9 protein-coding genes are annotated in these 11,076 nt (G+C 67.9%); 6 read left to right on the forward strand and 3 right to left on the reverse strand.

Features of this window, described 5'->3' with window-relative positions; translation table 11 throughout:
* From AC1DTF_RS30965 to AC1DTF_RS30990, 6 genes are all read left to right on the forward strand, one after another.
* On the forward strand, nt 1–1,652 hold a 1,652-nt coding region (locus AC1DTF_RS30965), incomplete at its 5' end, for an alpha/beta hydrolase family protein (RefSeq protein WP_477476834.1).
* On the forward strand, nt 1,649–3,007 hold the full coding sequence (locus tag AC1DTF_RS30970) for an MATE family efflux transporter (RefSeq protein WP_477476835.1): 1,359 nt from the start codon (nt 1,649–1,651) through the stop codon (nt 3,005–3,007). The genes AC1DTF_RS30965 and AC1DTF_RS30970, both read left to right, overlap by 4 nt.
* A 4-nt stretch (nt 3,008–3,011) precedes the next feature.
* Nucleotides 3,012–4,370: an O-antigen polymerase gene (locus AC1DTF_RS30975; protein WP_477476836.1), complete on the forward strand. Its 1,359-nt coding sequence runs from the start codon at nt 3,012–3,014 to the stop codon at nt 4,368–4,370.
* Nucleotides 4,371–4,374: 4 nt separating this feature from the next.
* Complete coding sequence (locus AC1DTF_RS30980; protein WP_477476837.1) at nt 4,375–5,457, forward strand: right-handed parallel beta-helix repeat-containing protein; 1,083 nt, start codon at nt 4,375–4,377, stop codon at nt 5,455–5,457.
* A gap of 1 nt (nt 5,458) precedes the next feature.
* Nucleotides 5,459–6,526, forward strand: a complete 1,068-nt coding sequence (locus AC1DTF_RS30985) for a glycosyltransferase family 4 protein (protein WP_477476838.1) — start codon at nt 5,459–5,461, stop codon at nt 6,524–6,526.
* On the forward strand, nt 6,526–7,569 hold the full coding sequence (locus AC1DTF_RS30990; RefSeq protein WP_477476839.1) for a glycosyltransferase family 4 protein: 1,044 nt from the start codon (nt 6,526–6,528) through the stop codon (nt 7,567–7,569). The genes AC1DTF_RS30985 and AC1DTF_RS30990 overlap by 1 nt, the downstream gene beginning before the upstream one ends.
* A 48-nt stretch (nt 7,570–7,617) precedes the next feature.
* On the opposite strand, the gene AC1DTF_RS30995 is transcribed toward AC1DTF_RS30990, so the two are convergent.
* From AC1DTF_RS30995 to AC1DTF_RS31005, 3 genes are all read right to left on the reverse strand, one after another.
* Nucleotides 7,618–8,877, reverse strand: a complete 1,260-nt coding sequence (locus AC1DTF_RS30995; protein WP_477476840.1) for a hypothetical protein — start codon at nt 8,875–8,877, stop codon at nt 7,618–7,620.
* 201 nt (nt 8,878–9,078) lie between these two features.
* On the reverse strand, nt 9,079–9,765 hold the full coding sequence (regX, locus tag AC1DTF_RS31000; RefSeq protein WP_057170129.1) for a two-component sensory transduction protein RegX: 687 nt from the start codon (nt 9,763–9,765) through the stop codon (nt 9,079–9,081).
* 18 nt (nt 9,766–9,783) lie between these two features.
* On the reverse strand, nt 9,784–10,956 hold the full coding sequence (locus AC1DTF_RS31005) for a sensor histidine kinase (RefSeq protein ID WP_057170130.1): 1,173 nt from the start codon (nt 10,954–10,956) through the stop codon (nt 9,784–9,786).
* Nucleotides 10,957–11,076 lie beyond the last annotated feature (120 nt).

The following is an 11,076-nucleotide window of genomic DNA, read 5'->3' on the forward strand; positions in this document are numbered from 1 at the left end:
GTGGGTCACTCGGCAAAGAAGGCATGGACAGCATCCGGTTCCAGCGGATCCTCGCCGCCGACCTCGCCGAAACCGGGTACGCGGTACTGCGTTTCGACTATTACGGCACCGGCGACTCGGCGTTCGGGCATCACCGTGACGACGCCGTGGCGCTGTGGTCGCGCAGCATCCGGCACGCCGCCGACCATCTCTCCGGAATGGGCGTGCCCTCGGTGTCGGCCATCGCCCTGCGCGCCGGCGGCCTGCTGGTCGATCACGCCATCGCCGCGGGGGCGCCCATCGGCCGCGTCGGTTATCTGGACCCACCCGCAACCGGGCGTCGCTACCTGCGTGAGCAGGCCGCGTTGTACCGGTTCACCGTCGGGCCGGAGGCTTTCGCGCACAGCGCCACCGACACCGACACCGTCTCGATCATCGGTGCGCGGCTCAGCGAGTCCGCCGCCAAGTCCTTCACAGCGCTCAAACTCACCGGCCCGGTGGCCACCGGGGCCGACCGACTCTTCGTCGTGCGCCCGGGCGATACCCACCGATTCGCCGCGACCGACCGCACCCGTGTCATCGCCGCACCCGGGCTGGCGGAGTTCGCACAGACTGCCGATGTCGTCGTTCCCATGCCGATGACGGCGCTCGGCGACATCGTGGCCTGGTTCGGCACCTCAGTCGACTCCGCACCCGTCGCGGTCGAACCCCGCCCGGTCACCTCCGCGCTGATGCCGGTCAGCACCGACAGCGGACCCGTGAAGGTGCTCGAGACCATCGAAACATTCGGCCCCAAGGGCCTGTTCGGCATCCGGACCCGCCCGGTGGGCAGCACCCCCGGCCAGGGCCGCGTCGTGCTGTTCTTCGCCACCTCCAACGATCCGCATGTCGGGCCCGCCCGTGGCTGGGTGGAACTGGGCAGGCAGATCGCGGTCGGTGGCGCTCAGGCTTTCCGTTGGGACGGCACCGGTCTGGGCAACTCACCGGAGATCGTGCGCGATCAGTGGCAACCCATCTACGACGCCCGGCGCATCGCCGACGGGCACGAAGCGGGCCGTCACGCCGCTCAGGATCCCCGCCAGCTCAGCGTCGTCGGGATCTGCTCGGGATCCTGGTATGCCGCCCACACCGCGCGCGAGTTGGCCGCGGGCGCCGCCCTGCTGGTCAATGCCGGCAGCTGGAGCTGGCCGTCCGGGGCGTGGGCCTGGCAATGGAACGTGCGCCGCGACATCCTCGCGACCGCGGGCGATGACGGCCCGCAACTCGGCGCTGCGCCGGATCCGGCGCAGCCGTGGCCACTGCGCAAGCGAATCATCGAGTCGCTCAAACCGTTGCGGGACCAGTTGAAGACCCTGCTGCGCGCCCGGCTGCCCCGGCCCCTGCTCAAGCTGCTCGGCCGTGCCGGGCTGGCCCAGGTGCCCGAAGTCCTGCTCGGGCCGCTGCTGCGTAACGACACCCGCACGGTGCTGATGTTGTGCCCGTTCGATATCGAACATTTCGCCGGGTTCGACGGATTCGCCACGGTGGCGCGCCTGCAGCGGGCCGGCTTGCCGCTGCGCACCGTCGAACTGGACGGCGGGGACCATGCCGCCTACCACCAGGCCGTCCTCGACGGTATCCGGGACGAGTTGCTCGGCCCGCCCTGCAAGCAGAGTTTGGCGCTGGGCTCATGACCGCGGATCACAACGGCGCGAAATCCGAACTGCGCCGCAGCTTCTCCACCCGTGTGCTGGCGGCCGCGGTCGGCATGGTCGCCACCTTCCTGCTGACCGTCATCGTGGTCCGGTTCCTGAACACCCGGGACACGGCCGCCTTCTTCGGTGTCCTCGCGGCCCTGCCCATCGGATCCATCGTGGGCCGGATGGGGCTGGGCAACAACGTCGTCCGGTTGATCCCATCCGAACCGGACCGACAGCTCAAACGGATCATCGCGGGAACCCACCTGCGGGCCACCTTCATGATGACCCTGCCCACCGCGCCGATCATCGCGCTGTGCGCGACCGTCGGGCTGATCGGTCAGGAAAACTTCGTTCCCGCACTGCTGCTCACCACCCTGATGGTGCTCATCGAGTCCATCCGGATGATGCTCAGCGACATCTTCTCGGCGGTCGGCCGGGTGAGCGCCTCGGTGGCCACCACACACTACGTGCGCAGCGTCATCGTGCTGCCGGTCGTCGCCATCGTCGCCTTCACGGTCGCGCAACCGACGCTGGTCGAGATGCTGATCGCCTACTCGGCGGTCTCGGGCACCCAGGTGCTGTTCGCGCTGATCGCCGGGCGCTCCGATATCGCGCTACGGCACGCCCCCGGGCTTGCGGCGCTGCGGGCCGCCATCGCCTCCGGATCGCGGCTGTTCACCCTGGAACTCACCGCGTTCCTCATCGTGTCCGGCACCATCTGGCTGGCCAACGCGACGCTCATCCCGCAGGACGCCAAGCTCTACGCCGTCGCCACCACCATCGCCATCCAGGTCACCATCCTGGAGAGCCTCGCCGCGACCGCGGTGCTGCCCCCGGCGGCCCGGATGTGGGTGGCCGGCCGGAAACCGGAAGTCATCCGGATGCTGTCCAACCTGTCCACCGTCAACACCCTCATCACCGTGTCGGTCGTGCTGGTGCTGGCGTTCTTCGGCGGATTCTTCCTCGAGCTGGCCTACGGACCGGCGCTGCGCGAAGCCAACATCCTGTTGGTCATCCTTGCCGTGGGCGGCATTCCGCAGGCCGCGCTGAGCGTGAACACCTCGCTGCTGATCATCGCCGGTCACCTCGACGCGGTCTGCCGAGTGTCGCTGATCGTGCTTGTTCTCGTCGTTCCCGGCGCGATCGCGGCGGCCGTGTTCGGTGGTGCCCTGGCGCTGGCGATCGTCGCGGCGTGCGGTCTGGCCTCGCTCTACATCGGTTTGTGGCTCACCGCCCGGCACATCTTCGGCGAATCGCCGCGACCGCACTGGAATGTGGTCCGGGCCGGGCGTGAGCTGGTCAGCGAACGCGGCGATGTCGCCGAGGCACCCGCGGTCGCGGCGGTGTGACCCGATGCCCACGTTGAGCACGCTCGCGCCACTGCGCGCGTCGCTGTCCCCGCGACCAGCCCTGTGGTGGCTGTCCCCGGTCGCCATCGCGCTGATCATCGGTGCCGCCTCGATCATCCCGACCGCGATGGTCAGCGACGAGAAGTTCCGCACCCTGTGGCGGACCCCGAAGTCGATCACCACCGAGACCCTGCTGTTGTTCGGCTGCGGTGCAGTCGCTCTGGCCTTCGGTGCGCTGGTGGCATTTGCGGTGTACGCCGCGCCACGGCCGCAGGCGATGCGGTGGCCCGGCCTGGACGAGGGCACCCTGGGACTGCTGCGCACGGCCTCCACCGTGCTGACCGCGCTGACCGTCACCGGATACCTCGGCTTCTGCTTGCTGATCCTGCGCTCCGGACTGTCCTTCGGGCAGTTGTTCGCGGGCTCCCAGGAGGACGGCTACCTGCCGGCCAAGGACGCGATCGGCACCATCCCCGGCGTGACGACGATGACCCAGCTCGGCGTCGCCGCCGTGGTGATCGCGACAACGGTTGCGGTGCAGCAGTTCTCCTGGGCGGAAGTGGCCAAGGTCGCGATCGTCATCGGGCTGGCCGTTCCGCGTGCCTACATCTACGCCGAGCGCCTGGCCATCCTCGAGCTCGTCATCCCGGTCAGCGTCATCGTCGCTGCCCACCTGTCGATCGGGCGCCGCCGGCAACGCACCGCCGCCCGCCTGCTCCCGCTGGCGGGTCTGGCGCTGGTGGTCGTGGTGTTCAGCGTCTTCGAGTACAACCGGTCCTGGACGTACTACCGCGCCCATGGGCAGAGCTCATTCGTCGAGTTCGCACTCAGCCGGCTGGCCGGGTATTACGTGACCGCGCTCAACAACGGGCAGCTGATCCTGGAGCATCTGAATTGGCCGGGGCGTTGGCCGTTCGACACCATGGACGGCTTCTGGAGTGCTCCCGGCATCGAACAGTTCGGTCTCTACGAACGGCTCAGCGGCTACAGCCCGCCGTACGCCCGCGGGAACATCTCCCCGTATTTCGACACCCTGGCCCAGTTCGGCAATCCCGAATTCAACAATCAGAGCGGCTATGTCGGGCCCTTCATCGATTACGGCTGGTTCGGCGGGCTCATCTTCATGTTCGCCATCGGCCTGATCGCCGGCCTGCTCTACCGCCAGTTCTGCCACGGCCGGCCCCTGGGCCTGCTGGTGTACCCGGTGTTCTTCGTCGGCCTCGTCGAGATGCCGCGCTACGTCTACTGGGGTCAGGGCCGGGCCACCTACGCCTGGCTGGCCATCGCAGTGGTGCTGGTGCTGGTCTACCGCCGTCGCAACCGGGTCAGCCTGGTCCGCCGGAAGACGGCCGCTGATGCGTAAAGCGATGCGCGCACTTGTGGTCTCGGTGCTGGCCACCACCATGGTCGCCTGCCAGACCACCCCGTCGAGCAGCGAGACCACCGGCGACAGCACCGCCGGCCTGCAGGGCATGCTCAACGCCCTCGCGCCGGGCGACACCCTGACCCTGGAGCCCAGGGTCTACGAGCACAGCGGGGTGCTCAAGGTGCTGGTGCCCGACGTGCGCATCGACGGCAACGGCGCGACCCTGCAGGCCACCCACGACGAGACCTCCGCCGTCCAGATCCTGTCCGACGGAGTGCAATTGAGCAATATCCGGCTGACCGCACCGCCGGAGGGGCCACGCTACATGTCGCCGGACGAGCACAAGCTGGTGATCGGCGCGGACAACGTCGCGGTGTCACACGTCAACATCGACGGCTCCGCGGGCGCGGGGGTCTTCGTCGATGGCGCACAAAATTTTTCGATTCGCGATCTGACCGTCCACGGCACCCGGGCCGATGGGCTGCATATGACCAACGGTGCCGGCAACGGAGTCGTCGAGGGTGTGCGCACCGACCAGACCGGCGATGACGGTGTGGCCGTGGTGTCCTACGGCGCCGACGCGGCCAGCTGCCACGACATCACGGTCAGCGATGTGCACGTCGGCAGCACCCGCTGGGGCCGCGGGATGACCGTCGTCGGCGGCACGAACATCGCCATGCGCGGCTTCACGGTCGCCGACACCGATTCCGCCGGTGTGTACGTCGCCACCGAAGGCGATCCGTACTTCACCCGGACCGTGGAGAACGTCAGCATCTCCGACGGGACCGTCACCGGCGCCAACCGCAACGCGGGCATCGTGCAGGGCGCCGTGCTGGTCGCGGTCGAGAATCCCGGCACCGAGGTGCGCAACGTGTCGATCTCGGACATCCGTATCGCCTCGACACCACCGTCGGCCGAACGCAATGTCGCGATCTACACCAAGGCCGGAACGCTGCAGGGCGTCCAAATCAGCGGCATCTCGCTCGACAACAGCACTCTCCCAGCATTTTTCACCAACGCCGATGCCGGATCCTTCGCCGTGACGGGTTGGACGGCCGGCGGTAACCCGATTGCGGTGAGTTGACATGCCCAACACAAAGATCATCCACGTGACGGAGTCCTTCGCCAGCGGCACAGCCTCGGCGATCGGCGATTTCGTGCGTAACTATCCGGAGGCAGAACACCATTTGGTGTACACGCCACGCCCGGAAGCCCCGGTGGACCCGCGCGAACTGGAGCAATTCGTCTCGGCCACCGAAATGCCCGCCGGCACCCTGGCCCGGGTGCGTTTCACCCGCTGCTACCTGCAGCAGGCCCGAAACGGGTTCGCCGGCAACGTCATCGCACATGCGCATTCCAGTAAGGCCGGCGCATACGTCCGCGCCGCGGTACGGACCTCCCGGCGGCTGCCGCTGGTCTACACCCCGCACTGCTACGCGTTTGAACGGCTCGATCTGAGCTGGCCGGCACGGCAGGTCTTCCGCGCCCTGGAATGGATCCTGTCGTTCAACACGTCGGCCTACGGAGCCTGCTCGCCGCGCGAGGCGCAGCTGTCCCGCTGGCCGGGCCGGACCACCCGGGTGCAGAGCGTGCCCAACGTGAACCCGCCCGGGCTCTCGGGGCACGGTCGTGAGGAATCTGGCCGTCCGCTACGCGTGGTGGGTAACGGCAGGCTCGGGCCGCAAAAGGACCCCGCGTTCTTCGCCGACGCGTTCGCCGCCGCGGCGGCGGAGAATCCCGATATCGAGGCGCTGTGGGTGGGCGGCGGCGACGAGGAGTATGAGAACAAGCTGCGCGCGTGTGGCGTCGAGGTGACGGGGTGGCTGCCCCGGACCGAGGCGCTCGCCGCGATGGCCTCGGCCGATCTCTACCTGCACACCGCGAGCTGGGAGGGCTTCCCGATCTCGATCATGGAGGCGTCCGGGATGGGCCTGCCGGTGGTCTCCCGGCGCCGGCCCTACCTGCTGGGCGTCGATCTGCCCGTGATCATCGACGAGCCTGCCGATTTCGCCTCGGCGGTGGCCCAGCTGCGCGAGGGCGACGCCCTGGATAAACTGCGTCGGCGCACGCAGGAGGCGCTGGCCGAGAACACCGACCGCGACCAGCAGGTGGCGCTGCGTGAACTGTACGGCCCGCTGATCGGAGCACGGTGATGTCGCAGGTGCACGTGAACGGCAAGTGGCTGGCGCAGCGGCTCACCGGCACCCAGCGCTACGCCACCGAGATCGTGCGCGCCATCCTGGCCACCGACACCGTCGATCTGGTGATCCACGTCCCGGCCGGCGTGGACGTCCCGGCCTATCTGCATCACCCACGTGCGGAGATCCGGCAGGCACGCGTCAAAGGCCAACTGTTCGAACAGGTTTACCTGCCGGCGGTGACCGCGGGGAAACTTCTGCTCAACTTCGCAGGCCCGGCACCGCTACTCAAGCGGCGCCAGCTGGTCACCATGCACGACGCCACCCCGTTCCGCTATCCGCAGACCTTCACCAAGTCCTTCGTGCGGTCCTACCTGGTGGTGTACTACCTGCTGGGCCGGATCGCCGAGCAGCTGGTGACGGTGTCGCACTTCAGCGCGCGCGAGCTCGACGACGTCCTGGGCATCCCGGTCGACCGCTTCCTCGTCGCCGGTTGCGCGGCGGACGCCCTGACCGGGCTTAAACCCGTGCGCCCCGAGCTCGACAGTGTCGAGGACCCGTTCTATCTGATGGTCGGAACGCTTGCGGTGCACAAGAATCTGGTCGCTCCCGTGCAGGCCGTCGTCGAGTCCGGGCGCAAGGTCATCGTCGTCGGTGCGTCGGGCAACAGCCAAGTGTTCTCGGCCGCATCGGATCTCACCGGGAACGCGGAGATCGCCGGTCATCTGTCCGACGCCGAACTCGCCTGGCTGTACCGCAACGCGGACGCACTCATCTTCCCGTCCAAGTACGAGGGTTTCGGACTACCGCCGCTGGAGGCGCAGTCGCTGGGTTGCCCGGTGGTGACCTCCCGGGCGGCGTCGCTACCCGAGATCGCCGGGGACGCAGCGTTGTTCTTCGACCCCGATGACACCGGTTCGCTGCTGGCCGAGCTGGACCGGTTGGACTCCGAGGGCGGGCTCGCCGATGACCTACGGCACCGCGGCCTGGTGAACGCGAAGCGTTACTCCTGGGATGAGTCGGCGCGCACCATACTGGCCTCGCTGCAGCTGGCCTGACCCGTCGCGATGGCAATGTCACCCTGACAGGGTGACATTGCGTCGGCCTCAGCCGAAGATCCCGGCCCGGGTGCAGGCCACCGCGACGGGGGCATCGCCCAGGTTGGTGGCGAGCGCAACCTCGGGGACGGTGTCATGCCCGATGCGGGCCACCACCAGGATCTGATCCGCCCGCTCGGCGACGTCGATGACCTGCGACGAACCGGTCAGCGAGCCGCCGTCGACGATGACGCTGCCCTGTCCCTCGACGGAGATCGCCGCATTCAGCGCGGTGCGCACCGCGGCCGAGTCCTTGCCGGCGAGTTCGGCGACACCGACCGATTTCGCGGCACCGTGCTCGCTGGCGGCGCCGTGCAGCAGACGGGCCACCTCGGTGCTGCCGGAACCGTCGGACGCGCCGACCACCAGGATCACACCGGTGCGCGGTTGCGGAAGCTGGCTGTAGAGCGCGCGCGCCAATTCCAGTGAGCGCCGCGACTTTCCGATCGCGACCTCCGGTGCGATGACCGGCAGCGGGTCGACCTCGCGCTGCAGCTGCGCCGGCGAGGACACCACCCCGGAGCGGGCCCGCCAGGCCAGCGCCGCACCGAGCGCGAGCAGACCGCCGAGTAGTCCGCCACCGATGCCGCCGAGCAGTTGGGTGCTCGAGCCGGTGCTGGATTCCGAGACAGTCGATTCGATGGTCTGAATGGCCGGGGCGCGGTCGATCTGAGATTCCAGCGACACCCGCTTACCGTCGAGATCCCTTGTGCGGTCGTTGAACACGGCCTCGTCAAAGGGAACTCCGTCCCGGTCGGCGTCGGTGAGGGCCTGCTGACGCAGTCGCACCACGGCGCCGTTGACCGCATCGAGCGCGGACTGCACGCGCACCTTGTTGAGGTCATAGACATGCCCGCCGTACACCTTCAGGGCGGCGTCGACCGCCCGCTGGGCGGATTCGGCGTCGGGCTCGGTGGCCGAGATGGCGATGATCGAGGCCTGCCCCTGCTGGGTGGCTGTCAGCGTCGGCGACTCGTCGGTGCCGAGCTCGTCGGCGACGGCATCCTGGAAACCGGTCGAACTCAGATAGGCGACCTCGCCGGACAGATATCCCTGCAGGGTGTCCGCGGGCATCGGACTGCTGGTGATGATCTGGTTGGGATCGATCGGCGGGTCGATGCGCACCTGGGTGGTGGCGGTGGCGGCGTTCGCGCTCACCGACAGCGCAATCAGTGTGCCCACGATCGCCCCCAGGACGATGCCTGCGACGGTGGCCGGCCACATCGGTGTCAGCAATCCGTAGACAGTGGCCCGCAACCGCTTCTGCATTTCGACTCCCCTGGGTCCAGTTCGCCTTCATAGTACGGACGGACCCCGGAGAAGCAAATTCACACTTGTTTGCCGGAAAGGTGCCCTGGTGACATATTTCCTCTTAAAAGTGCCTAAAACCGCAGGAGGAGAGATAGCTCCGACACACCCAGGCGACCATGCTCGGCGTCAAACTGTGACCAATTCAACGTCTGGCCACCCTCAGCCCTCGAGCTTGTAGCCCAGCCCGCGCACCGTCACCAGGTGCACGGGGCTGGCCGGATCGGCCTCGATCTTCGAGCGCAGCCGCTTGACGTGCACATCGAGGGTCTTGGTGTCCCCGACATAGTCGGCGCCCCATACCCGGTCGATCAGCTGGCCGCGGGTCAGCACCCGGCCGCTGTTGCGCATCAGGTACTCCAGCAGGTCGAACTCCTTGAGCGGCAGGGTGATCGGTTCACCGTTGACGCTCACCACATGACGCTCCACGTCCATCCGCACCGGGCCGGCCTCCAGCACACCGTCCCCGATGCCGACATCCTCGCTGTCGGTGCCGCGCCGGAGCACCGCCCGGATCCGGGCGATCAGCTCACGCGCCGAATACGGCTTGGTGACATAGTCGTCGGCGCCGAGTTCCAGGCCGACCACCTTGTCGATCTCACTGTCGCGGGCGGTGACCATGATGACCGGCACGCTGGACCGCGAGCGCAACTGCTTGCACACATCGGTACCGCTCATCCCGGGCAACATCAGGTCCAGCAGCACGATGTCGGCGCCTGCGCGCTCGAACTCCGCGAGCGCGGACGGGCCGTCACCGACGACGGTGGCCTCGAACCCCTCCTTGCGCAACAGGAATGCCAGCGGGTCGGCCAGAGATTCCTCGTCCTCAACGATCAGCACACTCGTCATGGGTGGGTTGGTCCTCTCTTAATCATCATCAACCGATCGGTCGTCATGAATGGCCGGTATGGCAAGGGTGAACGTCGAGCCGGTGCCCGGCTGACTCCATAACCGGATGGATCCGTTGTGGTTGGCGGCAACGTGTTTGACGATGGCCAGGCCGAGCCCGGTGCCGCCGGTGGCCCGCGAGCGGGCCTTGTCGACCCGGAAGAAACGCTCGAACACCCGCTCCTGATCGGCCCGCGCGATGCCGATACCGCGGTCGGTCACGGCGATCTCGATGTCGTTGCCGCGCCGACGCCGGCTGATCGACACCGCGGAGCCGTCCGGGGAGTAGGCGATGGCATTGGAGACCAGGTTCGCAATGGCGGTCGCGAGCAGCCGCTCATCGCCGAGCACCCGGTAGCCGGTCGGGGCGTCGGTCGTGATGGCGATATCGGCGTTGTCGGCGGCCACCTTGTAGCGCGAGAGGGCCTCGGCAACCAAGGTGTCGACGTCCACACTGTCCAGGTTGGGCAGCGGTTCGGCGCCCTGCAGCCGGGACAGCTCGATCAGCTCGCCCACCATGCTGGCCAGCCGGTTCGATTCGACGACCATCTTCTCGCCGAAGCGGCGAACGTTGTCGGGGTCGTCGGTGGAGGCGAGCAACGCCTCGGCCAGCAGGCCCATCGCACCGACCGGTGTCTTGAGTTCGTGGCTGACATTGGCGACGAAATCGCGCCGGGTCGCCTCCATCCGCGCCTGCTCGGACTGATCGCCGACGAACACCACCGCGAACTGGTGGTCCTCCTCGACCAGCAGCCGCACGTGGCCGCGCACCGACAGGCCCGAACGGCCCGACTTCTGCTTCTTGCGCGGCGACAGGTCGATCTCGACGTCGGCTCCGGTGGACAGGCAGCGCTGCACCGCCTGCCAGGCGCGATCATCGAGCAGCCGGTCACGCACCAGACCCAGCTCGGCGGCCTGATCATTCATGTAGACGACGTCGCGGAAGGCGTCGACCACCACGATCCCCATCGGGGACATCGCCGCGATGTGGCTGAGCATCTGGGAGATGGTGATACCGCGGCCCTGTTCGGCCAGTTGGCGGGCCCGGCGTTCGGCGAGTCGCGAGGACACGACCATCCCCGCAGCCACGCCGCCCGCCAGCGCGACCAACGCCAACGCTGCCGCCAACAGCAACGCGGAACCGACACTCACGCGAAAAGCGTACGCATCGGGTGAACGTCATCCCAGCAGCGTGCGGCCAAACCGGGACAAGTCACACGAACAAAGACAGGAGTTCGGTCACCGTTTACTCGCGTTCACCCGCCGTTTGTT

The organism is Mycobacterium sp. P4_H6, from assembly GCF_056400845.1.

What these genes read in the sequence shown, in the direction of transcription:
- AC1DTF_RS30970 (WP_477476835.1), top strand. Translation starts at nt 1,649, where the DNA reads ATGACCGCGGATCACAACGGCGCGAAATCCGAACTGCGCCGCAGCTTC.
- AC1DTF_RS30975 (WP_477476836.1), top strand. Translation starts at nt 3,012, where the DNA reads ATGCCCACGTTGAGCACGCTCGCGCCACTGCGCGCGTCGCTGTCCCCG.
- AC1DTF_RS30980 (WP_477476837.1), top strand. Translation starts at nt 4,375, where the DNA reads ATGCGCGCACTTGTGGTCTCGGTGCTGGCCACCACCATGGTCGCCTGC.
- AC1DTF_RS30985 (WP_477476838.1), top strand. Translation starts at nt 5,459, where the DNA reads ATGCCCAACACAAAGATCATCCACGTGACGGAGTCCTTCGCCAGCGGC.
- AC1DTF_RS30990 (WP_477476839.1), top strand. Translation starts at nt 6,526, where the DNA reads ATGTCGCAGGTGCACGTGAACGGCAAGTGGCTGGCGCAGCGGCTCACC.
- AC1DTF_RS30995 (WP_477476840.1), bottom strand. Translation starts at nt 8,877, where the DNA reads ATGCAGAAGCGGTTGCGGGCCACTGTCTACGGATTGCTGACACCGATG.
- regX (WP_057170129.1), bottom strand. Translation starts at nt 9,765, where the DNA reads ATGACGAGTGTGCTGATCGTTGAGGACGAGGAATCTCTGGCCGACCCG.